This window comes from Rosettibacter primus (genome assembly GCF_036860675.1).
GTDB classification, from domain to species: domain Bacteria; phylum Bacteroidota; class Ignavibacteria; order Ignavibacteriales; family Melioribacteraceae; genus Rosettibacter; species Rosettibacter primus.
The window spans coordinates 285,393-311,745 of sequence record NZ_JAYKGK010000004.1 but is presented as its reverse complement, the minus strand read 5'-3'; the positions used below and the strand labels follow the sequence as shown (position 1 = coordinate 311,745).

29 protein-coding genes and 3 tRNA genes are annotated in these 26,353 nt (G+C 29.5%); 12 read left to right on the top strand and 20 right to left on the bottom strand.

From position 1 onward, the window contains the following. Positions 1-197: 197 nt before the first annotated feature. The 4 genes from VJY32_RS07720 to VJY32_RS07705 form a co-directional block, all read right to left on the bottom strand. Entirely contained in the window at positions 198-674 is a 477-nt protein-coding gene (locus VJY32_RS07720) for a tyrosine-type recombinase/integrase (RefSeq protein WP_353677327.1), read from the bottom strand. Between the two features lie 117 nt (positions 675-791). Then, positions 792-1,046 (bottom strand): site-specific integrase, encoded by a 255-nt coding sequence (locus VJY32_RS07715; protein ID WP_353677333.1) that lies wholly within the window; start codon positions 1,044-1,046, stop codon positions 792-794. Between the two features lie 12 nt (positions 1,047-1,058). Further along, entirely contained in the window at positions 1,059-1,220 is a 162-nt protein-coding gene (locus tag VJY32_RS07710; protein ID WP_353677326.1) for a hypothetical protein, read from the bottom strand. A 523-nt stretch (positions 1,221-1,743) separates the two neighbouring features. Next, positions 1,744-1,817 (bottom strand) — tRNA-Ile (locus VJY32_RS07705). 180 nt (positions 1,818-1,997) lie between these two features. Between VJY32_RS07705 and VJY32_RS07700 the strand changes: the two genes are divergently transcribed. The 12 genes from VJY32_RS07700 (at position 1,998) to coaE (ending at position 12,122) form a co-directional block, all read left to right on the top strand. After that, positions 1,998-2,084 (top strand) — tRNA-Leu (locus VJY32_RS07700). Positions 2,085-2,153: 69 nt separating this feature from the next. Next, positions 2,154-2,227 (top strand) — tRNA-Val (locus VJY32_RS07695). Positions 2,228-2,272: 45 nt separating this feature from the next. Continuing rightward, entirely contained in the window at positions 2,273-4,204 is a 1,932-nt protein-coding gene (gene thrS, locus VJY32_RS07690) for a threonine--tRNA ligase (RefSeq protein WP_353677325.1), read from the top strand. A gap of 11 nt (positions 4,205-4,215) precedes the next feature. Beyond that, positions 4,216-4,743: a translation initiation factor IF-3 gene (gene infC, locus VJY32_RS07685; RefSeq protein ID WP_353677332.1), complete on the top strand. Its 528-nt coding sequence runs from the start codon at positions 4,216-4,218 to the stop codon at positions 4,741-4,743. A 12-nt stretch (positions 4,744-4,755) separates the two neighbouring features. Then, entirely contained in the window at positions 4,756-4,947 is a 192-nt protein-coding gene (gene rpmI, locus VJY32_RS07680) for a 50S ribosomal protein L35 (protein WP_353677324.1), read from the top strand. An 18-nt stretch (positions 4,948-4,965) separates the two neighbouring features. Continuing rightward, complete coding sequence (gene rplT, locus VJY32_RS07675) at positions 4,966-5,313, top strand: 50S ribosomal protein L20 (protein WP_353677323.1); 348 nt, start codon at positions 4,966-4,968, stop codon at positions 5,311-5,313. Positions 5,314-5,382: 69 nt separating this feature from the next. After that, positions 5,383-6,375, top strand: a complete 993-nt coding sequence (pheS, locus tag VJY32_RS07670) for a phenylalanine--tRNA ligase subunit alpha (RefSeq protein ID WP_353677322.1) — start codon at positions 5,383-5,385, stop codon at positions 6,373-6,375. A 10-nt stretch (positions 6,376-6,385) separates the two neighbouring features. Next, a complete protein-coding gene (gene pheT / locus VJY32_RS07665; RefSeq protein ID WP_353677321.1) occupies positions 6,386-8,788 on the top strand; it encodes a phenylalanine--tRNA ligase subunit beta in 2,403 nt (800 codons plus the stop codon). After that, positions 8,788-9,102, top strand: coding sequence for a hypothetical protein (locus VJY32_RS07660; RefSeq protein WP_353677320.1), 315 nt, complete (start codon positions 8,788-8,790; stop codon positions 9,100-9,102). Before pheT ends, VJY32_RS07660 begins: the two co-directional genes overlap by 1 nt. A gap of 30 nt (positions 9,103-9,132) precedes the next feature. Next, a complete protein-coding gene (gene zapA / locus VJY32_RS07655; RefSeq protein WP_353677319.1) occupies positions 9,133-9,432 on the top strand; it encodes a cell division protein ZapA in 300 nt (99 codons plus the stop codon). Between the two features lie 231 nt (positions 9,433-9,663). Continuing rightward, positions 9,664-11,232, top strand: a complete 1,569-nt coding sequence (gene rny / locus VJY32_RS07650; protein WP_353677318.1) for a ribonuclease Y — start codon at positions 9,664-9,666, stop codon at positions 11,230-11,232. A gap of 290 nt (positions 11,233-11,522) precedes the next feature. Further along, a complete protein-coding gene (coaE, locus tag VJY32_RS07645) occupies positions 11,523-12,122 on the top strand; it encodes a dephospho-CoA kinase (RefSeq protein WP_353677317.1) in 600 nt (199 codons plus the stop codon). Here the strand turns inward: coaE and VJY32_RS07640 are convergent. The 16 genes from VJY32_RS07640 to csm3 form a co-directional block, all read right to left on the bottom strand. Then, a complete protein-coding gene (locus tag VJY32_RS07640; protein WP_353677316.1) occupies positions 12,119-12,379 on the bottom strand; it encodes a hypothetical protein in 261 nt (86 codons plus the stop codon). The two genes, coaE and VJY32_RS07640, sit on opposite strands and share 4 nt — an antisense overlap. A 38-nt stretch (positions 12,380-12,417) precedes the next feature. After that, on the bottom strand, positions 12,418-12,762 hold the full coding sequence (locus VJY32_RS07635; RefSeq protein WP_353677315.1) for a hypothetical protein: 345 nt from the start codon (positions 12,760-12,762) through the stop codon (positions 12,418-12,420). Positions 12,763-12,786: 24 nt separating this feature from the next. Beyond that, positions 12,787-13,041, bottom strand: coding sequence for a hypothetical protein (locus tag VJY32_RS07630; RefSeq protein ID WP_353677314.1), 255 nt, complete (start codon positions 13,039-13,041; stop codon positions 12,787-12,789). Positions 13,042-13,572: 531 nt separating this feature from the next. Further along, positions 13,573-15,312: a hypothetical protein gene (locus VJY32_RS07625; protein ID WP_353677313.1), complete on the bottom strand. Its 1,740-nt coding sequence runs from the start codon at positions 15,310-15,312 to the stop codon at positions 13,573-13,575. Positions 15,313-15,321: 9 nt separating this feature from the next. Further along, positions 15,322-15,615, bottom strand: coding sequence for a CRISPR-associated endonuclease Cas2 (cas2, locus tag VJY32_RS07620; RefSeq protein WP_353677312.1), 294 nt, complete (start codon positions 15,613-15,615; stop codon positions 15,322-15,324). Next, positions 15,593-16,669, bottom strand: coding sequence for a type I-B CRISPR-associated endonuclease Cas1b (gene cas1b, locus VJY32_RS07615; protein WP_353677311.1), 1,077 nt, complete (start codon positions 16,667-16,669; stop codon positions 15,593-15,595). Before cas1b ends, cas2 begins: the two co-directional genes overlap by 23 nt. Positions 16,670-17,348: 679 nt before the next feature. Then, on the bottom strand, positions 17,349-18,272 hold the full coding sequence (locus VJY32_RS07610; protein ID WP_353677310.1) for an ARPP-1 family domain-containing protein: 924 nt from the start codon (positions 18,270-18,272) through the stop codon (positions 17,349-17,351). A 75-nt stretch (positions 18,273-18,347) separates the two neighbouring features. Next, positions 18,348-18,515 (bottom strand): hypothetical protein, encoded by a 168-nt coding sequence (locus VJY32_RS07605; protein ID WP_353677309.1) that lies wholly within the window; start codon positions 18,513-18,515, stop codon positions 18,348-18,350. Beyond that, entirely contained in the window at positions 18,512-19,450 is a 939-nt protein-coding gene (locus VJY32_RS07600; RefSeq protein ID WP_353677308.1) for a hypothetical protein, read from the bottom strand. The genes VJY32_RS07605 and VJY32_RS07600 overlap by 4 nt, the downstream gene beginning before the upstream one ends. Next, positions 19,440-20,648 carry a hypothetical protein gene (locus tag VJY32_RS07595; protein WP_353677307.1) on the bottom strand — a complete coding sequence of 403 codons (1,209 nt, stop codon included), beginning with the start codon at positions 20,646-20,648 and terminating at the stop codon, positions 19,440-19,442. Before VJY32_RS07595 ends, VJY32_RS07600 begins: the two co-directional genes overlap by 11 nt. A 138-nt stretch (positions 20,649-20,786) precedes the next feature. Then, positions 20,787-21,872 (bottom strand): CRISPR-associated ring nuclease Csm6, encoded by a 1,086-nt coding sequence (gene csm6, locus VJY32_RS07590; RefSeq protein WP_353677306.1) that lies wholly within the window; start codon positions 21,870-21,872, stop codon positions 20,787-20,789. Next, entirely contained in the window at positions 21,869-22,906 is a 1,038-nt protein-coding gene (locus VJY32_RS07585) for a Card1-like endonuclease domain-containing protein (RefSeq protein ID WP_353677305.1), read from the bottom strand. Before VJY32_RS07585 ends, csm6 begins: the two co-directional genes overlap by 4 nt. Beyond that, a complete protein-coding gene (locus VJY32_RS07580; RefSeq protein WP_353677304.1) occupies positions 22,907-23,272 on the bottom strand; it encodes a CRISPR-associated protein in 366 nt (121 codons plus the stop codon). A 46-nt stretch (positions 23,273-23,318) separates the two neighbouring features. Beyond that, on the bottom strand, positions 23,319-24,599 hold the full coding sequence (gene csx2, locus VJY32_RS07575) for a TIGR02221 family CRISPR-associated protein (protein ID WP_353677303.1): 1,281 nt from the start codon (positions 24,597-24,599) through the stop codon (positions 23,319-23,321). A 57-nt stretch (positions 24,600-24,656) separates the two neighbouring features. Then, a complete protein-coding gene (csm4, locus tag VJY32_RS07570; RefSeq protein ID WP_353677302.1) occupies positions 24,657-25,640 on the bottom strand; it encodes a type III-A CRISPR-associated RAMP protein Csm4 in 984 nt (327 codons plus the stop codon). Further along, complete coding sequence (gene csm3 / locus VJY32_RS07565; protein WP_353677301.1) at positions 25,637-26,353, bottom strand: type III-A CRISPR-associated RAMP protein Csm3; 717 nt, start codon at positions 26,351-26,353, stop codon at positions 25,637-25,639. The genes csm4 and csm3 overlap by 4 nt, the downstream gene beginning before the upstream one ends.

Sequence of the window (26,353 nt, the reverse complement as noted above, 5' to 3'; positions counted from 1 at the left end):
GAAGCTGACTTAACAGATGTTTTTGCCATTTTACACCTCTTATTAGCCATATAACTATTAATTATACTGCACAGATTTATTATTTAAGGAACGATATCCTGCGTGCAGTTGCAGGATATTATTCCAATAGCTTTGTTTTTGTGTAAAATTCTTAATATTTAAAAATAGCATCTGCATAATATAATTCTTAAAACATTTCAGTCTAATGGACTTTTAACTCCAAGTCCTTTATTCAGGACGTGTGTATAAATCATTGTTGTTTTTACCGAACTGTGACCAAGCAATTCTTGAATAGTTCTAATGTCATAACCGTTTTCCAGTAAATGAGTAGTAAAACTGTGACGAAATGTATGTGGACTACCTTGCTTAATTATACTGGCTTTTTTTATAGCGTCTTTTACTGCTCGCTGAATTGTACTTTCGTGAATATGCCATTTAATTTTACCGCTCTCTTTATGCTTTATATACTTGTCTACCAGGAATGCATATTGCAAGCCGAATTCCTTGACAACATTTGGATATTTATTATCTAATGCGTATGGAAGTAAGGTTTCTCCTTTTCCTTTGCTTAAATCTTTTTTGTGTTGTTTATAAACTTCATTTAAATAATTTTTCAGCTCTGGAATTATTGATAAAGGTAAAATTAGTATTCCTGTCTTTTCCCTCTTTACCATCTCTAACAATTATTTGTCTATATTCAAAATCAATATCTTTTATTCTAAGACTTAAAGATTCAGATAATCTTAAACCGCTACCATATCAAAGTGAAACAACCAGCTTTGGTACTCCATTTAAATGTTTAAAATCTTTGTTATTTCATTCCTTGAAAATACTATTGGCAGATGTTTTATTCTTGTTGCATGTTTTATTTCATCCAGCCATCCAACTTCTTTCTTTAAAACATTTTTATACAGATACAATATTGCCTGCAATGCCTGATTTTGTGTTGAGGATGAAACATTTTGTTCTACTGCAAGATGATTTGTGAATTTCTGAATCTCATCTTTGCCCATTTCATTCGGATGTCTTTTATTGTGAAATAGAATAAACCTTTTTATTCAGCCAATGTATGCTTCTTCTGATTTTCTGCTGTAATGATTTAATCTTAAGTGTATTCTTACTTCATCAAGTAATTTTGGTTTGTTCATATTGGGAGAAATAATTAAACTATGTTTATCTGAATCTTTCTTAATAAAAATATAAGCTTTTTGATTTTTCAAAAGTACCCCCATATACTTGTTAAGTAACTTATTGAATAAATTTTTTTATGTCAAGGAATATTTTATTATTAAATTTTAGTAGTGTTCTAAAAAGTGTGTAAATAAAAGAAAGAGGTATTTAAAAGGCCTAAGCTTCCGGAAAAAATTGGGTAAATAAAATCTTCACAGATTTTAATATTGAAAAATTATTTTTTAATCACACCCAATTAATTCTTTGAGCTGAGATAAGAAATGGAAAGTTTCAGATTTAATATTAGTCCCAGTACTTTTAAAAGTGCTTTTCCATTCTGGTAGTAGATAATTTGCCATTAAGGGAAGCTTTTAATTTTAGTGAGAGAAAAATTTTATTCATAAAATATCCCCATAGAATTTTATTTCACCAAGCATTTAATGAGGGGGGGGGTAAAAGAGCAATGAGATCGAAAAGTTAGTAAAAATTTTGGCTAAGAATAGCCAAACAATGGGAAAATTAATATTTAGATAAAATAAAAAAACTCATTTTACTCAAAAATGAGGGTTTTTGTGGGCCCAGAAGGACTTGAACCTCCGACCCGCTGATTATGAGTCAGCTGCTCTAACCAACTGAGCTATGGGCCCAATTTAGTGTTGCAAAAATAATGCTTTGTTGATATGTATGCAAATTTCTATTGAACGAAAAATTATCAAACAAAAAATTTTATATTGTTCAAAAGTAATATCTGTTCAATATTGCAAAAAAATAAAAAAAAAGTTTATATTTGCACACTATTTATTAAATGGTACTTTTTTCTTTGACATGCCGGGGTGGCGGAATTGGTAGACGCACAGGACTTAAAATCCTGTGGGTGTTAAACACCCGTGCCGGTTCGAGTCCGGCCCTCGGTACTTGTTTTAAGTATTTAATTATCAAAAGGAAATTAATAGGATATCAACCAAAATGACTATATAATTTTTGGGTTCTTAGCTCAGTTGGCTAGAGCGTCTGCTTGACGTGCAGAAGGTCATAGGTTCGAGTCCTATAGAACCCACATTAAGCCGGAGTTAACTCCGTTTTTTTTTAATTAAGGTATATTATGGATAAAATTAAAATAAAATTTCCTGATGGCTCTATAAAAGAATTTGAAAAGGGAATTACACCTCTTCAAATTGCTCAACAAATTTCTTCGCGTCTTGCAGAAGATGCTCTTGTTGCAAGAATTAATGGTGCTTTAAAAGACCTTTCTACAAAAATTTATGATGATTCTGAAATTGAAATTCTTACTTTCGATGATGAAGAAGGTAAAGAAACTTATTGGCATTCAACTTCTCATTTGATGGCTCATGCAGTTCAATCACTTTTTCCAGAAGCTAAGTTTGGGGTTGGTCCTGCTATTGATGCAGGATTTTATTATGATATTGATATTAATACAAAATTGACCGATGATGACCTTGTAAAGATTGAAAACAAAATGCAGGAAATTGCAAAACAGAAAAATCCATTTAAGCGTACTGAACTTAGCAAAGAAGAAGCAATTAAATTTTTTGAAAAAAAAGGTGATAATTATAAACTTGAAATCCTGAGTGAACTTGATGATTCAAAAGATGTAATTAGTATTTATGAAGAAGGTGATTTTACTGATTTGTGCACTGGTCCTCATCTCCCTGATACAGGGAAAATAAAATATATAAAATTATTAAGCGTATCGGGTTCTTACTGGCGAGGTGATGAAAAGAATAAACAGCTTCAAAGAATTTACGGCATTTCTTTCCCGAAGAAAAAAATGCTCGATGATTATTTGTTATTTCTTGAAGAAGCAAAGAAAAGAGATCATAGAAAACTTGGTAAGCAGCTCGATTTATACAGTGTTCATGAAGAAGCTGGTGCTGGTTTGATTTACTGGCATCCTAAAGGTGCAAGAATCAGAAATACAATCGAAACATTCTGGCGCGCTCAACATATTAAAAATGGCTATGAACTTCTTTATTCTCCTCACATGGGAAAAAGCTGGCTTTGGGAAACAAGTGGTCATCTATCATTCTACAAAGAGAATATGTATGCACCTATGAGTATTGATGAGCAGGATTATTATATTAAACCAATGAATTGTCCATTTCATATTATGATTTATAAATCTAAACTACGCTCTTATCGTGAACTTCCGCTAAGATGGGCTGAATTAGGAACTGTATATCGTTATGAAAAAAGTGGTGTACTTCATGGACTATTACGTGTGCGAGGATTCACTCAAGATGATGCTCATATCTTTTGCACTCAAGAACAAATTGAAGATGAAATAATAGAAGTAGTTCGATTCTCAATCTTTATGTTGAGGTCTTTTGGTTTCGAAGATTTGAAATTTTATATCGCTACAAAACCAGAAGATGCAATTGGTGAAGATTCAATCTGGGAAAGAGCAATAAATTCTCTTAAACATGCTCTCGAAAGAGAAAATTTACATTATGAAATTGATGAAGGAGGAGGGGCTTTTTACGGACCAAAAATTGACATCAAAATTAAAGATGCTCTGAATCGTGAATGGCAATTAAGTACAGTTCAATTTGATTTTAATCTTCCAGAACGTTTTGATATGAAATACATTGGAGAAGATGGAAAAGAACATCGTCCTTTTATGGTTCATCGCGCATTGCTCGGCTCTATTGAAAGATTTATGGGAATTTTAATTGAACATTATGCAGGGGCATTTCCTACTTGGCTTGCACCTATTCAAGTTGCAGTTGTACCTGTTTCACAAAATTATCTTGATTATGCAAAAGAGATATACAAACAATTAAAAGATTTAGATATTTTTGCAGAGTTAGATGAAAGAAATGAGAAGATTGGATATAAAATAAGAGATTGGGAAACTCAAAAAGTTCCTTATATGTTGATTGTTGGTGAAAAAGAAAAAAATTCAGGAACAGTATCAGTGCGTCAACACAAAGTAGGTGATAAAGGAAGTTATGCATTAAATGATTTTATTGATATAATTCAATCAGAAATAAAAAACAGAATTAATCACAATTAATGAGGTAATATATTACACAAGTAAAACACCGTGTAAATCAGGAAATTAAATCTCCAGAAGTAAGATTAATTGGAGCTAATGGAGAACAAATAGGAATAGTATCAATTAAAGATGCATTACAAAAAGCAGAAGAAGCAGGAATGGATTTAGTTGAAATTGCGCCACAGGCAAATCCTCCTGTATGCAAAATTATTGATTACGGCAAATTTGTTTATGAACAACAGAAAAGAGAAAAACTTCAAAAGAAAAAACAGCAGGTTAGCGTTCTTAAAGAAATAAGACTTCATCCTAATACAGATGTTCATGACTTTGATTTTAAAGCTCGACATGCAGCAAATTTTATTGAAGATGGAAATAAGGTAAAAGTTTCTGTCATATTTAAAGGAAGAGAATTAGCATATACTGAAATTGGGGAAGAACTTTTAAGAAAATTTATTGAAAGGCTGTCGGATATTGCAAAAGTAGAACAAGAACCAAAGTTTGAAGGCAGAGCGATGCATGCCATATTAGCACCGCAAAAAGGTAAAAAGAAAAAATAGATAGGTGAGATAATGCCAAAAATGAAAAGTAATCGTGGTGCCAAAAAAACTTTTAGAGTTACTGGCACAGGAAAAATCAAAAGAAACAAAGCATACAAATCACATATTCTAACTACTAAATCAAGAAAAAGAAAAAGAAATCTTAGAAAAGCAACTCTTGTTTCTAAAGCAGATTTAAAAAGAGTTAAAATAATGATACAATAAATTGGAGAGGAATAGAAAATGCCACGCTCAGTAAATCATGTTGCGTCGAAAAGAAGACGTAAAAAAATACTTAAACTTGCAAAGGGTTATTGGGGTGCTCGTAAGAATGTTCTTACAGTTGCAAAACATCATATCGAAAAAGGATTACTTCACGCATACAGAGATAGAAAGTTAAAAAAGAGAGAATTTCGTTCTTTGTGGATTGTAAGAATTAATGCAGCTGCAAGAGAAAATGGAACTACTTATTCTCGTTTGATTGGTGCACTTAATAAAAAAGGAATAAGTATTAATAGAAAAATTCTTGCAAGCTTAGCTGTTGAGAATCCTAAAGCTTTCTCTGATGTAGTGAAATTTGCAATGAATTAACTTTTATCCCTCTCGAATTTATTATTGATAAAATCGAGAGGGATTTATTTTAAACTCTCGGGGATGAATATGCTAAATAAAATTTCTGATACCCGGAAAATTTTTGATGAAGACATTTCAAAAATTACTAACCTTCAAGCTCTCGAAGAATTGCGCATAAAGTATTTAAGCCGTAAAGGAATTATTCCTCAACTGTTTGATTTGTTCAAAGAAATTTCAAAAGAGGAAAAGAAAATTGTTGGCAAAGAACTTAATGAATTGAAAAACTATGCTCAGCAGAAATATGATGAACTAAAATCAAAACTTGAAGCCGAAGAAAAATCAAAAAAAGAATTATCTCTTGATGTTACACTTCCGGGAAGAATTAAAACTATTGGAAGCAAACATCTTATTACTCAAACTCTCGATGAGATAAAAAATATTTTTAAAGGATTAGGATTTTCTGTTTATGAGGGTCCGGAATTAGAATCTGATTACAATAATTTTGAAGCATTAAATTTTCCTGCTGACCATCCAGCTCGTGATATGCAGGATACATTTTTTATTAATCAAAATTTTTTATTAAGAACTCATACTTCACCTGTTCAAATTAGATTAATGAAATCGAAAAAACCTCCGATTCGTGCAATTATGCCTGGAAAAGTTTATCGTAACGAGGTTATAAGTGCCAAAAGTTATTGTCTGTTTCATCAGGTTGAAGGTTTATATGTTGACAAAGATGTTACATTTGCAGAATTAAAAGGAACTCTGATTGCATTCTTAAAACAATTTTTTGGCGATGATGTCAAATACCGATTTCGTGCAAGTTTCTTTCCATTTACAGAACCAAGTGCAGAAATGGATGTATGGTGGCAGCCAAAAGGTAAAGAAGGAAGATGGCTCGAAGTACTTGGCTGCGGAATGGTTGACCCGAATGTGTTGATTAATGTTGGTATAGATCCAGAAGAATATGTGGGTTATGCTTTTGGTATGGGAATAGAAAGAACAGCAATGCGTAAATATGGAATTGATGATATCAGAATTTTATTCGATAGCGATATTCGTTTCCTAAGGCAATTTTAAAGGTGATGAAATGAAAATTTCTCTAAATTGGCTTAACGATTATATTGATTTGAAAGATATTCCTCTTAATGAAATAATAGAAAAACTAAGTCTTGCAGGATTAGAAGTTGAAGAAGTAATTGACCAATCTAAAAATTTTGAAAATATTGTTGTCGGTTATGTAAAAGAAAAGAGAAAACATCCAAATGCAGATAAGCTTTCTGTTTGCATTGTAAGCGATGGTCTCCAAGATTATAATGTAGTTTGTGGAGCTCCAAATGTAGAAGCAGGTCAAAAAGTTCCTTTTGCAAAAGTTGGAGCTGTAATTCCTTTCAATGGATTGAAATTAGAAATAGTAAAAATTCGTGGAGAAATTTCTTATGGAATGATATGCTCGGAAAAAGAACTTGGATTGAGTGATAATCATGAAGGAATTATGGTTTTAAATTCTGAACTGAAAGAAGGAACTTTGTTTGCAGATGCTGTCGGAATCAATGATGTAATTCTTGATATTGCAATAACTCCAAATCGTGCAGATGCATTAAGTCATATTGGAGTAGCAAGAGATTTATCAGCTATTTTTGACAGACCTTTAAAAATTCCTCCTGTTGAAATTCATGAATCCAATATCAAATCGGAAGATGTTGCTTCGGTTGAAATTGTTGATGAAATTAATTGTCCTCGTTATGTGGGGAAAGTAGTATTGAATGTTCAAATTAAAGAATCTCCTGAATGGCTTCAAAGAAGATTGAAAAGTGTAGGATTAAGACCAATAAATAATGTTGTAGATGTTACAAATTATGTTTTGTATGAAGTTGGTCAACCATTGCATGCATTTGATTTAGATAATTTAAACAAGAAAAAAATTGTAGTTCGACCTGCTTCTGATGGTGAAAAATTTGTTACACTCGATTCGAAAGAGAGAGAATTGACATCAAAAGATTTAATGATATGTGACGCAGAAAAACCTGTAGCTGTTGCAGGAGTCATGGGTGGTGAAAATTCTGAAGTTACTTTTTCTACAAAAAATATTTTAATTGAAAGCGCATACTTTAATCCTTCTTCAATTAGAAAAACTGCAAAAAGATTGGGACTTCAGACGGATGCATCTTACCGTTTTGAAAGAGGGACTGATTATGGAATTACGGTTTGGGCTGCAAGAAGAGCCGCTCAATTAATTTATGAAACTGCCGGTGGTGAAATTGCAAAAGGTGAAATTGATGTTTATCCAAATCCATTTATTCAGAAATCTGTTGAATTGCGTTTTCAAAGAATCCCAAAAATTTTAGGCTATGAAGTTCAAAAAGAAAAAGTAAAAAAAATTTTTGTTAATCTTGGTTTTGAAATTACAAATGAAGATGAGAAAAAAATAACTTTAGCTGTTCCAACTTATCGACACGATATTGAAAGAGAGATTGATTTGATAGAAGAAATTGCAAGAATTTATGGTTACGATAAAATTCCTGAGATAGAAAAAATTTCTGTTACACTCGAAGAAAAAGTTGACCAATCTTCATTTAACGATAATGTTAGAAATATCTTGAACTCACTTGGATTTTATGAGATTGTTACCAATTCACTTTTGAAAGAAGAAATTGCTAAAAGATTTGGAAATCCAATTGGAGTTTTGAATCCTCAAAGCATTGAAATGACTCATCTTCGTCCATCTCTATTACCAGGAATGCTTCAAGCAATAGTAAATAATCTGAAAGTAAACGAAAAAAATCTTCAACTTTATGAAATTGGAAAAATTTTTGAAAGAAAACATGACGAAGAGATTAAAAGCTTTGATGATTTTTCTGAGAAAGAAAGTTTAATAATTGCATTAAGCGGAAAGGCGGTTGAAACAGAATGGTATGAAAAAGACAGAGCTTATGATTTTTATGATTTAAAAGGTTTTGCTCAATCTTTTTTGATGAAGTTATTGCCTTCTCTAATCTATGAAACAGAAAAAATTATTGATACAAATGAATTTGAAGTAGGTATTCAAATAAAATATGATAATAAAATTTTAGGAAAAGGAGGGATAGTTAAAAAAGAATTATTAAAATTGTTTGATATAAATCAGGATGTATTAACATTTATTTTTAATCTGGAAATTATTAAGACCTTACAATTGCCAAAAAAGGAATTCAAAGAGTTATTAAAATACCCAAAAGTATATCGAGATTTTGCATTCATACTTGATGAATCAATTGAAACAGAAACAGTAATAGATGTGATTAAAAAATCCAGTTCTAAATTGTTGCATCATATTAAGTTATTTGATATTTTCCAAAGTGAAAGTTTAGGTAAAGGTAAAAAAAGTCTTGCATTTCAGTTAGAGTATTTTGATGAAAGTAGAACTCTAACAGAAGAAGAAGTTGATAAAGATTTCTGGAATGCAATAAAAGCAATTGAAGAAAAATTAAATGCAAAATTAAGAGGCACTTAGTGGCAGAACTTTCAAAATATGATATGTTTTTAGAAGAACTAAGTTCTCTTGAAAAAGAAATTTATTATTTTATCCAAAAAGGTGCAGAGTTGATTGAAGCCAATGAGGCTTTAAGCAACAGAATTAATCAATTAGAAAAAGAAAATGAAACATTAAAAAAGCGTTTATCAGAAATTGAATCAAAAATTTCAAAGTCAATGTTCAACGAAGAAAATTTGTTTGGAGTAGAAAGATTTAATGCAGAAGAAAGAGAAGCATTAAAGAACAAAATAAGCGAATTGATAGCCAGGATTGACTATCATTTGCGTTCTTAAAATATTGTGTGATGATGGAAGAGATATAAAATGGGCGAAAAAAAGAAGCTTAAAGTAAAAATATTTGATAAAGAATATTCGTTGCTGGTAGAGAATCAAGAAATTGCAGCTGAATTGGCAGAATATGTAAATAGTATTATGGAAGAAACAAAAGAAGAATTACCGGATCAACCTAAAGATACAATTGCAATAATAGCAGCATTAAATATTGCATACGATTTATTTATGGAAAAGAATAAATTTAGGGAATTCAGCATACAGGCAACAGATAAAGTAAAGAAAATTAAGCTTCTTTTGAGTGAGTCCAAATTTATGTCCTCTCCATCATAAAAGTTTCTGCACTGCCGGCCCAATTTATAAAAGAACTAACAATAATAAACTATAGGGTTATTGGCTCACGGCGTGTATTACAGGCCTCAACCGCCTTTTTGGCGGTCTCCCGTTTTAACGGGGGCAGTGGAAGTAAAAAGCGTCGGGCAATTTCCCACATTGTATAAGAAGGGTTCTTTTTATATAAACGGCCGGCAGTTGCATTATAAATTTTCTTATAATGGAGGATATATGCAGTTGGAAATGTACTTGGTTCTTATTATTACCTCTGTAACTGCTGTAATATCTTTCTTGCTGGGTTGGTTGATTAATACTAAGATCGGCAGGAATAATATAGCTGTTGCAAAAGAAAAAGCTCAGAAAATTATTGAAGAAGCTGAAAAAGAAGCTAAACATATAAAAAGAGAAAAACTTCTCGAAGTTAAAGATGAATGGCTTAAGAAAAAACAAGAGTTCGATAATGAAGTAAATACAAAACGACAAAAACTTCAGGCTTATGAAAAACAGCTTGAAACAAGAGAAGATAATCTTGAGAAAAAATATGATGTTGTAGTTCAAAAAGAAAAATCTCTTAAAGAACTCGAAAAACAACTTCAGCTTCAAAAAGAGGAAATCGAAAGAAAAAATCTTGAATTAGAAAAATTAATTGAAGAACAAAATCTGCGGCTTGAAAAGACAGCAGGTTTAACATCTGAAGAAGCAAAAAAAATGCTTATGGAAAATATGATTAATCAGGCAAAATCAGATGCTTCTCAGATGATTAAAGAAATACGCGAGCAGGCTAAACTCGAGGCGAAAAAAGAAGCTCAAAAAATTATTGTGCAGGCTATTCAGAGAACTGCTGTTGACCATTCTGTTGAAACAACTGTTTCAGTTGTTCAAATACAAAATGATGAAATGAAAGGAAGAATAATTGGAAGAGAAGGCAGAAATATTCGTGCCTTCGAAGCAGCAACAGGGGTTGATGTTATTGTGGACGATACACCTGAAGCTGTTATTCTTTCTGCATTTGACCAGTTTAGAAGAGAAGTTGCTCGTATTGCTCTCGAACGCTTAATTGCCGATGGAAGAATCCATCCAGCAAGAATTGAAGAAGTAGTTGCAAAGGTAGAACAGGAACTCGACGAAGAAATTCAACGAGAAGGAGAAAACACACTAATTCAACTTGGTTTACATGGAGTTCATCCAGAACTCGTAAAACATATTGGCAAAATGAAATATCGTTCCAGTTATGGACAGAATCTTTTACAACACAGCATTGAAGTTGCTTATTTAACAGGTATTATGGCAGCAGAACTTGGTTTTGATGTTAATCTTGCTAAACGTGCTGGATTGCTGCATGATATTGGAAAAACTATAGACCGTGATGTTGAAGGACCTCATGCTTTGCTTGGATATGAATTAACAAAAAAATATAATGAACATCCGATAGTTGTTAATGCTGTTGGCAGTCACCATGAAGATATTGAAATGGAACATCCAATTGCTGCACTTGTTCAGGCTGCAGATGCAATAAGCGGTGCTCGCCCAGGTGCAAGAAGAGAACCACTCGAAAGTTATGTCAAACGCCTTGAAAATCTTGAAGCTCTTGCAAAATCTTTTGAAGGTGTAGCTAAGACCTATGCTATTCAGGCTGGTAGAGAAGTACGTGTAGTTGTTGAACCCGACAGAGTTGATGATAATCTTGCTGATAGATTGTCTTATGAAATTGCACAAAAAATTCAGGAAGAAATGGAATATCCTGGACAGATTAAAGTAACGGTTATTCGTGAAGTAAGAAAAATTGCTTACGCAAAATAAATTTTAAGACTGTGTTTAATCACTCATTTTATTCTAATTGAATATATGTGATTAAGCACAGTCTTTTTTTTGAGATTTGTATTATGAACTGTTATACTGAGCAAAGCGATCAATATAAAAATTAAATTCAGAATGATAATTGAAAATTATTGATATAGTTTATAAGACTTTTTATCAGGACTTATTAAAGAATTTCTTAATAATTTTGTTTTTGAAATAAAAATATTATCACTCATATTAAAAAATTTTATCAGATAATTTTGGCAATATTCAAAAACAGTTTTAATAAAATGAAAAAGAAATTATTAATTGGTATAACAGGTGGAATTGGGGCGGGTAAATCGATTGTAAGTTCTATTTTAGAATCTATGGGTTACTGTGTTCTAAAATCTGATTTAGTGGCAAAAGAAATTATGCAAAACAATAACGAGGTTAAGAAAAAAATTATTGAAACTTTCGGGGAAGAAGCATATAGTAATGGAAAACTTAATACAAAATATTTAGCTGAAAAAGTTTTTTCATCAAAAGAAAATGTGGAAAAAATAAATTCAATTGTTCATCCATTTACAATCAAAAAAAATTTAGAACAAGCAAAAAAAGAATTTCAAAAATCAGATATAGTTTTTATTGAATCGCCATTAATTTATGAAGCTAAGATTCAGAAATATTTTGATTATGTCATTTTAATTTACAGTGATGAACAATCAAGAATCAAAAGAGTAATGGAAAGGGATAAAGTAACAGAAGAAAAAGTTCGTCAACGAATGCAATTTCAAATTCCGGATGAAAAGAAAAAAGATTGGGTGGATTTTGTTATTGAAAATAACAGCAATATTGAAGAATTGAAAAACAGACTTAATTTTGTGATGCAATTAATAAAATCAATTTAATATGTCTGCTTATAATTACAATATATTATCCAAGAAACTTTTTTGTCAATTAAGTCACTTTTACATTCAAGACAGTATCCTTCATAATATGATTTTTGTTCTGCTCTTACTTTTTTAACTATCCTAATTATTTTATGACATGACTTACAGTAAATTGCTGCATACTTGTCTGGATTATTCATTTTAATATGACATATATAACAATAAGGACTATCCTTTGATGCTTCGCGATTACAATATTTTACTTCGCATTTCATTGTTTAACTCGAAATTGCTTTTATAATTTTGTCAATTGTTAAAGTAAAGAATACGGATCATCAATTTCTGCTATTTCTTCTATATTAGTCTCAAAATAGTAGAAGATAAATTTTGACATATCGATATCGGGTCCAGCTAACATTGAGAATAAATCATAAATATCATCGCATCCAACATATTTTGTTCTGCAGTAATTATAAATTTTCATTTTTACTATTTCAGGATCATCATCAAAATTAATTAAAAGATCTATTGGATAAGTTTCTAATAACACTTTATTAGATTCATCTTCATGAAATAAGTAAGCAATACTGTATTTATATAATGCGGCATCGTCATTAATTGATACCCATAATCTTGAAATTCTTTCGTCCTTCAACATAATTGTCCCCATTTGTTCATTGGATTATAATTCAATTATTTCGATGGAGATATCTGTACCATAGAGTGAATTATAATTTTCTATAAGTTTTACAAAAGTAAATTGTTTTTTATAAAGAATTAAATATAGAACCTCATAGATATTTTTACAGCCATATTTTACAGTTTTTTGATTATTAGCAGAATCTATTCCTTCTACAGTAACATAATAATTGTATTTAGAATCGTGATTAATTGAAAATTCTATTTCATACGATGTTATTTCGGTTAATTCTTCCATATTGAATAATTTATTAGTTACTATTGGATTAGAGATGAATAAAAAAATAATTTCAAAATATTATGTGAGATTTATAAAATTCTTTTCTGCAAGGAATAAAATGTGAATATAGATTTATTGAATAATTATTTTGGAATGAATTAGTGAGACAAAAATAGTGTAAAATGTATTTATAATTTTCTCTATAATTTTAAATATGAAGTCGGGATAATTGTTCAAGTTTAAGGGGTTCGATTTAAAAAATATCTTTTTAGCACAAAATTATGCGTTAAATACACCCCTGAAATTTTTTTCTCAAACCTATTTTTCTTTAAAAATGCTGGGAGGTTTGAGTTTAGTTAAAAACAGGTATCTACTTAATAATTAATGAATTTCTGTTTCCATGTTAAGACAGGTTTACACAGGGATGACGCATCGAATTTTTCATAAGTCTCTAATCTTAATTTCATTATAATACATATGCGCATTTTATTAATGGTTATTTTTTTTTGATTAGTTTTATGAACATTATCAATGCTTAGTAATTTTTATTTATTCATTTTGAATGTTACTGCTTTCAATTTCTTCCTCAAACCAGTCATGTTTAGTTGTTTCATATATAATTCTCTTATCTCTTGTAAGTAAATATTCTCTTAGTTTTTGAAATTTTATTTTAAATAGTGGATTTGATTCTTCAATGTATTTTTCAATTATTTCATTTGCTTTGCTTGGTTCATTTTTATATATAAAAGAAATTGCAAGTGTGTATGCTGCATAAACAGGGAAATTATATTTTTTTCTATAAATTGGCTCGAGCATTTTTATTGGCTGCTCATAATTCTTTTTTATTAAACTAAGTAATGCAAGTTTTTCTAAAATGAACAGCTTATTTTGATTTTGCATTTCAAAAGGGAAATTTATTTCGTTGGCTATGTAAAGAAATTTTTTTGCTTCTACTTCATATTCATTATTATTGGTTATTGCATAAAGGTATAGGTTAATTATTCCTTTTAGATATGATTTGTAAACAGCAATTGTAAAATTATTACATTCTACTAAAGCTTCAGTTTCTGTTTCAATTTTCTTTTTATTATAGTCTTCTTTAATGCACTTGTCAATATATTTATTAGCAAGTTGGAGATAATTTATTGTGTCTTTTTCTTTTTGTTCATTGAGCAAATTTTCTTTGTTGATAAAAATTAATGAATAAAGGTTAACATTTGTTCTTGCAAGTGTTAGGAATTTTTGTGCGAGATTATATAATGTTTTTATGTAGATTTTTTTGTATCTGTTTTTTTGTTCTTCATTAATAAATGATTCATAAATAGCTTCTATTTTTTGAAAGTTAAGAATACCTTCTTTAATTGCATAGGTATATGAAGTAAGTTTTTCTTGAAATTGTTCATCTGAGTAATTATTGAAAAATATATACTTCCCATAAATATTTGATATTAACATTGCTTTTCTGTAAAGGTCAGTTATTCTGCCGGAATTATATTTTAGTGAAAGGTCAATATATTTGATAGCATTTTCTGCATCTTCTATTATGTCCCCATCTTTTCTTGAGTTTGGTTTTGTAAGTTCATTTACAGATTGGTAATAAGTATATGCAAGATTAGAATAGTAAGCAGCATTATTTGGTTCAAGTTCTATTATGCGTTTTCTTAATTTAATTGTAAGCTCTCTGAAATACTTTTTTTCTTTTATAAATTTTTTTCTTTCAGATTTATCGGGGAATTTTTTCTTAAGATTTTCTGAGCATTCAGAAAGTTTTGCGGTTGCAAAAGAAAATTTATTTAGAAGTTCTGCATCGTTCCAGATGAAGTGGTTTTCAATTGGTTGAAATTTTTGCAATAGTTGATAAATTTCTTGCCAGTTGCTCTGTTCTTCAAGCATCGATATTGTTGAGATAAGTCTAGTATCATTAAGTTTGTCAAGGAATTCAATCTCATTTAAAACGCAGCAAAAAGGGATTTCGTAAATAGTTTTGAGGTTTAATATCTTTTTAAGAGCTTCTCTGATTTGAAAAGATTTATAATCCAATGTTTTTTCGATTTCATAGTATATTTTTAATGAGTAGTTATCTGTTTGAACAGAAGTTATTTTGAGTTGAATAACATTATTTAGTTTTCTATCGGCATTAATGAAATAAAGAAATGCGGTTTGAATTGATTTTAGCAAATTCAAATTATTTGGCAGATAAGGTTTAATTATATTAAAGTATTTGCTTCCCCAGTAAAAATATCCTGAATTATGGATGAAATCATTTATTGTAGCAATTAAAAATATCATAGTTTCCCTTTAATAGAATTGAGTAATTTCATTCTTTTCGATTCCAATAACTTTTTTGCCAATATGTTTCTGTTCTTCTGCATAGTAAAAAATTATAGAATCTTTATCCTTGTTGATAATTTCGAGCAATTCATTTTTTAATTCTTGATATTGTTTGGCAGTTAAATAGCCTTCGAAAGCTGAGTTTTGTACCCAGTTCATATATTTTCTAAATGTTTTAAGTGCTTTGTTTAATCTTTTAGGGTTAGCAATGTCATAAACTGCTATGTAATACACTTTATTAACTGGCTCTGTATGGCTCATAGGTTTTAATTTTTCCTGTTAAGAAATTAATTAAGTTATAGCACTCCATACGAATAAGAGAACGATAAGAAATTTTTCTGTTAAGTCTTTTATGATGAATTACGGATGAAAGTCTGGATTCAATTTCTTGAACAAATTTTTTACATGGTTCTTCTTTGAGATAATAGCCATCGTCAGTAATTTGAAAATCTTTTTCATTAATCATATTTAGGTTAAGTACACGAAAGATTACTTTATCAACAATTATTGGCTTGAAAATCTCAGAGATATCATAAACTAAAGGTTGCTTATTGTCACCAACTTCGTGGATAAAGCCAATAAATGGATTTAGTCTAGTGCGATAAATTTCTGAAAGTATTACTCCATAAAGGATAGAATTACCAAATGAAATTAAAGAGTTTACAATTCCAACCGGAGGTTGTTTAATTCTTTTATTGAAGTCATTTTCTCTTTTAATTAGTTTGGGCCAAGCAGAGTAGTATAAATTTCTAAGAGTGCCTTCGAATCCTAAAAGCTCAGAGATAGTTTCTGCAAAATGAATTTGTTCAAATAACGAACTAATATTGTTTATAGTTTCTTCTAATTCTGCTCCTGAGTAAAGATGAGCTTTAAGATTGTAAAGAATATTTCTTACTGCAGCTTGAAGAATGACTTTAGCAATTTTTAATCTTTTCGGATAAGTGAGATAAGCTTCATACTGAAGAATTTGAATTTCACCGGAGTTGTCGTTATTGACGGGGAGAAAACTTCCGATATAATTGCCATAGTAATTAAATATATGAACTGGAATTTTGTATATACTTGCAATTTTGAAAAATTGAGTATTGAAACGAACTTCTCCAAATACATAAAATGCTTCAATTGTTTCTGCAGGAATATTTTTAGGTTTAACATTTGTATCAATTTTTTCAGCAGGAAGAATTACATTTTCATATTCAGATTCGTAAATATCGATATTATGAAATGGTTCAGAATCAGGTATTGTGTAGAGCGAAAACGAGTTATTCTTTCTGCTTAATACTGAATTAGAAAATATGTAAATGTTGTTTTTCATTCTTTTCTACAAATTATTTATATAGCATTTTTTGAATTAGTATAAAGAATGAATTTCTGAAAGCTTTTTATTAACTATCTGTCAAATATAGAATAAGTTATTTTTGTCTTGATGAAAAGATGAATTTTAACTTTAGTATCTATATAATATTTACACCAACTCTTAACAATATGTTAATTAAATTTTTAAAACAAGTCTTGGAAATCGCAAGCAAAACAGGAAGAAATTTTAATTCTATCGAGATATAAAAAGCTATCGTCCCCCTTTGGAGTTAATTCAATTATGTCTTTGCAATATTCACAAATTTCGATTATATAATTGTCATCACAGATTTTATCGATGCAATTTTGACAATATGAGCCTTGGTAGTGAACAGGCTTATAACAATTAATTACACGGCACTTATATATTTTAATTTTTACGCTCATAATTTTTCCTTCCAAAAATTATGTACCAATAAGAATCGAATTGAAATTAATGCCCTCACAGTATAAAGAATTCAATTTTTACTGCATTTTGTATGATAAAAAATCAAAACTTACGATAAGAAAAATAGAGTACAAAAAATCAAATACATAGAATAAAAACATTTCCAAAACGTTTCCATAAATTGCTTATTATAAACTTTAGAAAAATTATTGTCTGCATAAAAGGTAAATTAAAATCCCACGCAATGGTTTTAATGATTATACTTTCCCCCAAGTGATTTAAGTACAGAAGTATGAATCATTTCTTCTTTATATGTCAATATGAATCCTGTAATTTCATCGTTGCTAAATCTCTTTTCTTCACCAACACCAACGCCATTGAAAATATTAAAATGAAGATTATTTAGTTTATCTAAAAATTGAAAAGTCATTTCTATTGCTCTTGATTCATCAAAAGAAGATTGCTGTTTTTCAGTTCTAATTGAGTTAAGGAAAGCACTTTTAATTTGTTTATGAAAATACTCGCTAAATATATCTGTGCGATTATAAATATCAATGCTTTGAAAATTATCATTAATAAAAATTGCTAAACCATTTGACTGTTCTGAGAGAGTAAATTTCTTTGCAATTGAATCTATATTTCCCTTTTCTTTTATGAAAACATCATCAAGGTCCATTGTATCAGAAAATACTTTAAAAAAATGAGATATATTTTTTACCTCATCCCATACTTTTCGTTGATTGGCAAAGTGGCCATCATTTGTTTTCAAGTTATTAAAAACTGATTGTGATTTAGCCATACGAATTTCGACAGGAGAGAGGTAATCGGCCGGATCAAATTTTTTGCTTTCATATCTCCATCTCCCTTGTTCAATACAACTGACTGGTATAATTGTTTTTGAATTTGGAGGGACTAAAATTGAAGTATTCAGAACTCTGTTTTGCTTGGCTCCAATTAGTACATCACCATCAGAGGCAAAAATATAGTGTTCAGAATTATTTACCAGAATTAAGTTATTGACAATACCATCTTTGGTAATTTCCTCTACAGCTGCAAAGTTTTCTTTAATTGCATTAGACAATGAAATGTAATTAAAAGTATTTTGCTTGTCAGTAGCTAGTTGTACAACAGACAATTGTTCGATTTGTTGAAATGATATTATTCTGGTTTGCATAACGCCTCGTTGAAATAATAATTAAATAGAATTTATTTGTTAATAAGAGTTCAAAAATTACTTTCAAATACTAAATTATTTTCTAAATAACGCTCTGAACAGCTTTTTCAGTAATTGTCCACTGGTTCTTCCGGCTGCTCGTCTAGCTATGCGCTCGCCAATCTTACCTTTTTGAATAGCATTGATATCACCCAAAAATTTGGCAATTTTATACAAAATGCTTCTTATTAAATTAATGTTCATAAATCCCTCGAAAGAATTTTGTTGAAGAATGCAAATATTACATCACGATTGAGTGTATTAAGGTCTGTTCGTAAAATTTTAAGGTTATCTTTGTTAATATTTTGTTCGATTAGCCATTTAGTCCAATATTTTTTAAGAATATCAAAGTCTTTAGGCGAATGATCAATTGGTGAAAATTCAGCACAAAGAATATTGAGTTGAGAAAGATCATTATGAAGTTTTATTAAGCCAAAATCGTTCTTATCAAAAACTGTTTCCCAGTTGTTTATATTTCTAAAATATGTAACCTGAGGAGCTTCCGGAAGTAAATAACTAAATCTATTACCATCCTGATATTTACTATTTTTATGATAGATGTAACCATCTGTTAAAACAATAAGTAGATTTATAAAATTAGAGTCGTTTGAAATGCAATCATCAACTACTCTATGCTTAAAATAGTTGAACAAATCTGAGCCTTCAAAACTTTTTGCGTTTGATGCAAGTGAATAAAGCTTTTTCAAATTTTTGTAATATATAGAGGAAATATTCTCAAATAATTTTTTACGTTGCATAAATTCGTAATTTGAAAAATCAATATTCAGGGAATCAGCAATATCCTGATAGATTTCATAATTAATAGATGGATAGTAAATCACTTTAATTTTATCTTCACTTTGAACAACACCTTTTCTTGAAAGAAAGGTTTTGAAAGCATCCAGAACATTCATAATAAATTTAATATCTCTGTCAACCTGAGTCGGATTTTTTTTAATCGAAATTCTGTCTGATAAATCAATTAGTATAGTGATATTAAGATTCTTATAATAAGCCTGTTTAGATTTTGACTGACCATCATTCGATTTATCATTTTCAGAACAAGCTGTTAAACCAAATAAAAAGAGTATTATTAAGAAAAATGTAGGAAATATTTTAATGTACATTTTAGCATTCATTTGTATTGATTCCTTTTTGTTGATAGAAAATATTAAGAGTAGTCTCAATACTTTTAATGTCTGACTCAGAATATTTTCCATTGTGTAAAAAATTAATCCATCCTAATGCATAATCAGATAAAATTTTTCTTAGCTCATGAGGGCTGTAAAATATTTTTTCAGAGGTTTTGACTATTTCTGCTTTTTGTACTTCAAGTGAGTAAATTTCAGTATCAAGTTCTTTTATTTTTGTTTTAAGTTTTTCAACATTTTCAATAGCCGATTGCAAATTGCGATTCAAAAGATTTTCCATTTGTTCAAATTTATTTTTATTGAGACGTTGTTCATTATAAAGAGAAAAAACTTTTCCAAACACTAAATACACACAATAACCTAGAGCAATAACAATCCAGAAATTAAGATCCATTACTGCATCCAGAAAAGTAAAAGGCTTAACATTTTCAAAAGTATTGATAGCTTTAGAGTAGTAGATTCTATCGGCGATGTGATAAGCAAGTATTGAATCCATAATAAAAGTACCGATGGCAATAATTAACCATGTGTATTTGAATTTAGGATTTGGTTTATTCTTAAAATATTCAATAAGAATTCCGAGAGCGAGAAAAATAAAAGGAGCGAAGATTATAACCATAAATGGAGCAATACCTTTGGCAAATGATTCTTCAATAGCCTTTGGATAAAAGATAGAGTTAAAGATTGTAAACTTTGAAATACTTATATCTCTAAAAATTGCAGAATAAACTACCGATGAATAAAAGAAATAGAGAAAAACAGCAACAGTAATTGACAAAATACCATAAAACATTAAGTAGAAATTGTCTTTTTCTTCTTTAATAAACTTTGAAGGATTAGCTCTAAATTCATTTAATTTATTATTAGCTTCTTTAACTTTGTTTTCAGCTTCTGGTAAATCATTTTCTTTAATGCGTTCAATTTCTTTTTGATGAACTTCAATTTTTTCAATAAATGAATTGGTATGAATTTCAATTTCTTCTTTGCGACGCTCTACATCGTGTTGTTTCTGATCTTTAGATAAAAGTAAACGTGCATAAAATCTATCGAGACTAATATTAAACGCAGCAGGTGATCCACCGACTTTACCGGCTTCTAAAAATCCAATTGTAGAAAAATCTTGATTAGCAAAATCATCTGGTAAAATATTTTCATTTTCTTTTGTGAAAGGGATTATACTGGACATATTAGCCCTCCTTAAAAATTTTTGTTATGTAAAAATAAAGAGATATTAAAAATGGATTAAGTATAAAAATGTTTCGAAAATGTTTATAACAAACTTAAGCTTAAAGAAAAAAATAGTTTCCCTCTTCGAATTGCAATGTTATTTAATTAAAAATCTATTTTTATCTGCTTTGATAAAGTATGTAGATTCGCCCCATTTTCTGTTAACATTTATCTTGAACAATTCTGCAATATCTGGATCATCAATAAGTTCTTCTATTTTCTTGTTGATTTTAGATTTTCTTTGGAGGAAATATTTATCGTCAAATTTCTTTTTACTCCATTTTTGTTCATCAATATATCTCATTGGATAAAATTCTGATAAATATTCTAAAAACTTTGCTTTTGTCTTATCTGAAGTAAATTCTTGGATAGATATATTTCCTTCACCTTTTTCTTTTGAGTCAACGAAAAAGTAATAGAATAAAAATTCCATAGGTTCAAGTGAAATTTTATCATTTGAATATCTTAATTCTCTTCTTTCAATATCAATTATAAGTTTACTTGGTGAAGATAATATTTTTAATTGTTGTTGTGTAATTCTTACTATTTCATCAAAATTATAGTTAAGAAGATTTTCATTTTTAATATCTGCAGATAGTAAAGAACGGAGTCGAACAAAAGGGATTTCAGAAAGTTCAAGGTCATTAGCTTCTTTTTTTGTAGTGGGGAAGAAGCCTTTAAATTCGTGTTCCTCTTTAGTAAGAACATGTAAAAGTTTATCTTGTTCTCTTGCAAAAAGAGAAAGAGCATTAGCAAGATGTACGCTCATTGATTTTCTTCCACCTGTGATTGAACAATATAAAACAGTATCAGGAGAAGAGGTTTTGGTTCTTATAAAATCACACACTTTATTTGGGAATAAGATATTGTCTTTATCAGAGCGAATATCAAATAATTCAATAGATTCTTCTTTTGCTACAATTATATGTTTATCATTTTCTTCAAAAAGTGGTTTTTTGATTTTATACTTAGCACAGAGATTTTCAATTTCTTTTTTCAGCGGAGTTTTTGGAGTTGCTGGGTGTTTATCTTTCCCAAGAATAACATCTCGACCGCGTTTTGTAGTAAGAACATAAATTTCATCTATAGGTATTTTTTCTTTTACAGCAAGACAGAATAAAGTTTCTGTAACTATTTGTGGAGTTAATCCAGAGACACAAACAAGAATATTTTTTGCAGTCATATTAATTGCTCATGATTATTAGAGATATTAATTGTTTTAATATACAATTCTTTTGCGCGTTCTAAAAATTTTTTTGAACCTTTATTAGTAGTAATAAATATGCCTTTACCAAAGGTACCGCTTGTAATGTTTCGTAAAGTTTCTAGTTGAAATAAGTCATATTGATTATCTGCCTTGCCACTTTTGCAAGAATAGTTATAAAGTTTATAATCCTTCAAAACCAAAACATCAATTTCGTTTTCAACATTTTCTGCGCTGACAATTTTGACACCAGTTAATGGATTTAATTTATATTTCTCTTTGAGTATGTAATAAATATAATATTCAAGCCAGTCACCCAATTTATACTGAGAACTTGTAAGTGAAAAAGATTTTCTGTTTTTGGGGTCAAAGTGGAAAGTGTAGGTATCAAAGTTTTTAGATATATGAAAATTTTTATTAAAACTATCCAAATTTTTCTTCGGGTAATCTTCAATATGTGTTTCTCTTATTTTTTTAAAAAAAGAAATAAATTCTTGCATCAATTTATTTTTCAATATAAAATCGAAGAGAGGATAAAACTTAGAGACTATAGATATATCTTTAGTTTCTTTAATATGATAGCCATAGGAAAGTAAATAATCTTTTATAGTAATTTCTGCTTTTAGATTTTCAATTTTATAATCAGGTAAAAGTGTAATTATATGTTGATGTTCAGTATCGCAATAAATAATTCTTTTATTTTTTTCAGCGAAAGCTTCATATGCTGCAAGAGCCATAAGTTTAGTTCCGCCAGTAATATTTAATATGGTTTCTCCTATTGAATTATATAATTCTTCTGATACTATCTTTTTGAAATTTATAAAATCATAAGCATTCAACCCATCAATTCTTTTTACGGATATTGATTTTGATAGAAATAATTTTTGCAGGTTATCTGCACTTCTTTTTTCTTCAGGAGTCGAAAACAAAATAACATTGTTAGGTCTAAACATAAAAACAGGCAACACATTAGCCATAGATTGGCGAGAAACAAGACAAAAGATGGTGTTCATTTAATACTCTCTGAATCTTATAAATTCGAATGTAACGATTTTTTTATTTTCTTTCTCTTCCACAATTCTATGTGTGGTAGAGACGATGACTTTAACTTTTTTCTTCTTTAGCATATTTACAAGATGATAAACAAAGGTAAATTCCCCCATAAGATGAACTGCATTATTTTTATCTGGCGAATTTTTTAGTAAGTCTATAATTTGTTTGAAGTACTTTTGAGCCTTTGCAATTACCTGCCTTGTATTAGCCTTTGGTGAAATGAGAGGAAAAGGAATATCTACAATCTGCTTGTATTTTTTTAGAGCAGCACTAAGTTGCTTCTTAGACCATTTTTCTTTTGGGTGATTAGAGAGGTTGATGAGCATAAGTTATTTGTTCTTTAAACAGTTTTGGACACTTAGAGCACCGTGATTAATTATTATCTATGCTAATTACTTTTTTATATTCTTCAAGTATCGTTTTTAATTTACCCTTAAGCTTATTAACCTTTCTGGAATCTTTTAAAAATCCGGCATGATTAATATCGTTTCTAATTTCTGTTAGAGTTTGAAATAAATTGCATAGTTTTATAAACAATTCAGTATTATGAATTTGTTTGACTACTTCGGGACAGCATTTAGCCGGCTCTTTCCATTTATCTTGAGGAATTTTCTCACCATATATTCTAAAAGCCTGAGAGGAAATTTCTCTAAGATCTTTGTTAGTGAAATCTATATTATTTGCTTTAAGAACTAATGTTATCGAAAATTCTTGTAACAGAGTTACCATCTGTTGATAATAATTGTGTTCAAAGCACCATTCAGCAAGTTGTAAAGCGAGAACGTTAATATCGTTACTGAAATTTTGTATTTTCTTATATAGCTCATCTATCAAATAATAGAATGGCTTGGTAAGTTCTTCCATATTTTTCAATTCTAAAATTTGTGATTTAATTTCATCATAATTGAATTGAACAAGCTCATTACCGCGACATAAAGCGATGTTCAAAATTAATTCTTCTAGCTTGTTAATGACATTTCCTGTTAAGTAATTTCCTCTTTCGTAATACCTTTCGTTATTTACAAGTTTTTTAAGTGTTGAAATATTAGCGTTTTTAATAAAATCGAATGAAGCAACTGTCCAGTCCTGTAATTTCGAAAGAGATGTTAAATCAAATATGGGAACTATTCTTTGCTCGATTGGAATGTTTTTGACTTCATTGTAGGTTCCTAGACTTTCAAATGCAGCATAATAAATACCCTTGACCAAAATGTTCTTTTGATATTTTGCATAATTCAATAAAGTAGTAAGGATCATCGGTAGAAATCGGAAGGAATGAGTTATATCAACAATTACACTTTCCTCTTTTTGAAATGTATTTAGAATAATCTCAAATATATCCCAGATTTCTTCTTCATTATTTCCATCAGGAATATGTATGTCTATTACTTTGCATTTTAAATCTAACTTCTCAAGTCTGCTTTTCAATCCTTCATTAGGTTTACCAAAACCATCATTTTTCCAATTCCTTTCTCTGGCTAAGTCGGTTAAAAAAATTCTTATTTCATCGCCTTCGTTAAAGTCTTTACAAAAAAAATTAATTAAGTCTTCTTGAACATACTTGACAGGTTGAGTGCTTTTTTGGTCATTAAATGAATGAAGACATTCTAAATAATCATTTGTTCCTAAAATTGAAATAAAAGATTTGTTCATAACATTTAATTTTTTAAGATAAGCACCTTACTTAATTTTTTGAATTACTATTCACACTTAGAGCACTAAGTTAAAATGAAGAATAAACGGCATACCAAATTGAACTGCAAAGCTATTCAAACCAGATATTTCACCTTCAATCGTAACTCTACCATAAAATTCTTTTTTATTCTCCGTTTTAAAACAACTCCCAGCAGTTAGAAATACAATCGGATTCTTAAAAGGATTTTCTGACAAAGCAAGTTCCTCTCCAAATTTTCCATATTTTGTATTAAAATCATAACCAATTGGAGAAATTTTATCCTCTATTGATGGAAGATAATTTCCTAGAACAAAAAAATAGTTGCTATTTTGTGGCTCATTAAGTCCATTATATTCTTCAAAATTTATAATTTCAAATTGACCATAACCTGAAGATTTCTTTTTTCCAAAACCAATTATAAATGCTTCTTGAAGAATCTCTTTACATTTAAACTCATCGAAATTTTTTTCATCTAAAACTTTAACAAGTACAACGAAGGAAACATCCTGACGAGTAAATTTTGGTTTGTAAGAGAATAATCTTCCTTCTGCAGAAGAATATGTATTTCTATTAATTTGAACACTAACCCGGAGACTTTCTTCAATTTCTCTTTTTTTCTTTTTACGCTTTTTGTTCAGAGAAAATCGTTCATTTCTTTCTTCCAATTCAACTTCCCCTGTTAAAAGAAACTTGTTTAGTTCACTCAAAGTTAAGTAGTTTCTTTCTTTATCCCTTTTCCTTTCCACAAATTCAAAAACTTTATCAAATTTAGTTGCCTTTGCTTCAGGTTTTTGAAATAAAAATGGTTTAGGAAAACGAATAGAATCTCCTATTTTTATCAACCCATCAGAAATAAGAAACACTGGCTTATTATTTTTATAAAGATTTATGAAATCAATGAGTTTATCATCACCAAACCTATCTTTCAATCTCCAGCAAAAGTGTCCGTAAATAGTATCAGACAGGAGATCGGTTAATAGTCCCGATTTCTGCATTAAAGAAAGTAAAAATATTTTCATTGTTTATTTTCTTGTACTATTAATACATCTGTAAAAGTGAATGGCTCGATTTTAACTTGCCCATAACCTCTTGAACCAGAACCACCTATAAATTCCTGCTCAACTATTTGTCTTGCTTCTTCAAGCCTTTCTTTAAATAATTCCAAATCGTCTCCCTCAAATACACGAATTGTGACTTCCATTTTGAATTTTGCTCCTGCAGGTATCCTTTCCTGAGTTCTATTACCCCCAGAAGAACCTTTCATTGTTTGACGATCCATTTTAAGTTCAATTTTTTCTTCTCCAACTGCAAATTCAAGAGAATCTTCAGATAAATAAGCATCCCGAAATAAAAATCTTGTAGGTTCTCGATCTTCTTTATCACTTGCACTTGCATTACCAAATAGCAAAGTAACTTTACTAGGATTTTTTGTATCTGAAGAAGGTTCAACCGATTTAATTGATATTGGTTTTTTCTCATTATCATAATTATAAACAATAGTGAAATCATTGTATTTTCTCTCCAGAGCCATTCTAAAACGACCTTTAAGGGAACTCCCAGGAATATAAGGTTGCTCCGTAATTGGATTTCTAATTACAGGATTATCTATTCCGCCTATCTTAACTGATTCTTTTGGACCACCGATGTGGAATCCAGTAAGAAATTCAATTGTAGTTGAAGCTTTAACATATTTTATGAGCTTCTTAACTTTTAGTTTATCTTGTCCGTTCAT

Bases quoted from the DNA above. Each gene is read 5' to 3' on its own strand.
- VJY32_RS07720 (WP_353677327.1), bottom strand. From the start codon at position 674: ATGGTAAAGAGGGAAAAGACAGGAATACTAATTTTACCTTTATCAATA.
- thrS (WP_353677325.1), top strand. From the start codon at position 2,273: ATGGATAAAATTAAAATAAAATTTCCTGATGGCTCTATAAAAGAATTT.
- rpmI (WP_353677324.1), top strand. From the start codon at position 4,756: ATGCCAAAAATGAAAAGTAATCGTGGTGCCAAAAAAACTTTTAGAGTT.
- rplT (WP_353677323.1), top strand. From the start codon at position 4,966: ATGCCACGCTCAGTAAATCATGTTGCGTCGAAAAGAAGACGTAAAAAA.
- pheS (WP_353677322.1), top strand. From the start codon at position 5,383: ATGCTAAATAAAATTTCTGATACCCGGAAAATTTTTGATGAAGACATT.
- pheT (WP_353677321.1), top strand. From the start codon at position 6,386: ATGAAAATTTCTCTAAATTGGCTTAACGATTATATTGATTTGAAAGAT.
- zapA (WP_353677319.1), top strand. From the start codon at position 9,133: ATGGGCGAAAAAAAGAAGCTTAAAGTAAAAATATTTGATAAAGAATAT.
- rny (WP_353677318.1), top strand. From the start codon at position 9,664: ATGCAGTTGGAAATGTACTTGGTTCTTATTATTACCTCTGTAACTGCT.
- coaE (WP_353677317.1), top strand. From the start codon at position 11,523: ATGAAAAAGAAATTATTAATTGGTATAACAGGTGGAATTGGGGCGGGT.
- VJY32_RS07640 (WP_353677316.1), bottom strand. From the start codon at position 12,379: ATGAAATGCGAAGTAAAATATTGTAATCGCGAAGCATCAAAGGATAGT.
- VJY32_RS07635 (WP_353677315.1), bottom strand. From the start codon at position 12,762: ATGTTGAAGGACGAAAGAATTTCAAGATTATGGGTATCAATTAATGAC.
- VJY32_RS07630 (WP_353677314.1), bottom strand. From the start codon at position 13,041: ATGGAAGAATTAACCGAAATAACATCGTATGAAATAGAATTTTCAATT.
- VJY32_RS07625 (WP_353677313.1), bottom strand. From the start codon at position 15,312: ATGATATTTTTAATTGCTACAATAAATGATTTCATCCATAATTCAGGA.
- cas2 (WP_353677312.1), bottom strand. From the start codon at position 15,615: ATGAGCCATACAGAGCCAGTTAATAAAGTGTATTACATAGCAGTTTAT.
- cas1b (WP_353677311.1), bottom strand. From the start codon at position 16,669: ATGAAAAACAACATTTACATATTTTCTAATTCAGTATTAAGCAGAAAG.
- VJY32_RS07610 (WP_353677310.1), bottom strand. From the start codon at position 18,272: ATGCAAACCAGAATAATATCATTTCAACAAATCGAACAATTGTCTGTT.
- VJY32_RS07605 (WP_353677309.1), bottom strand. From the start codon at position 18,515: ATGAACATTAATTTAATAAGAAGCATTTTGTATAAAATTGCCAAATTT.
- VJY32_RS07600 (WP_353677308.1), bottom strand. From the start codon at position 19,450: ATGAATGCTAAAATGTACATTAAAATATTTCCTACATTTTTCTTAATA.
- VJY32_RS07595 (WP_353677307.1), bottom strand. From the start codon at position 20,648: ATGTCCAGTATAATCCCTTTCACAAAAGAAAATGAAAATATTTTACCA.
- csm6 (WP_353677306.1), bottom strand. From the start codon at position 21,872: ATGACTGCAAAAAATATTCTTGTTTGTGTCTCTGGATTAACTCCACAA.
- VJY32_RS07585 (WP_353677305.1), bottom strand. From the start codon at position 22,906: ATGAACACCATCTTTTGTCTTGTTTCTCGCCAATCTATGGCTAATGTG.
- VJY32_RS07580 (WP_353677304.1), bottom strand. From the start codon at position 23,272: ATGCTCATCAACCTCTCTAATCACCCAAAAGAAAAATGGTCTAAGAAG.
- csx2 (WP_353677303.1), bottom strand. From the start codon at position 24,599: ATGAACAAATCTTTTATTTCAATTTTAGGAACAAATGATTATTTAGAA.
- csm4 (WP_353677302.1), bottom strand. From the start codon at position 25,640: ATGAAAATATTTTTACTTTCTTTAATGCAGAAATCGGGACTATTAACC.
- csm3 (WP_353677301.1), bottom strand. From the start codon at position 26,353: ATGAACGGACAAGATAAACTAAAAGTTAAGAAGCTCATAAAATATGTT.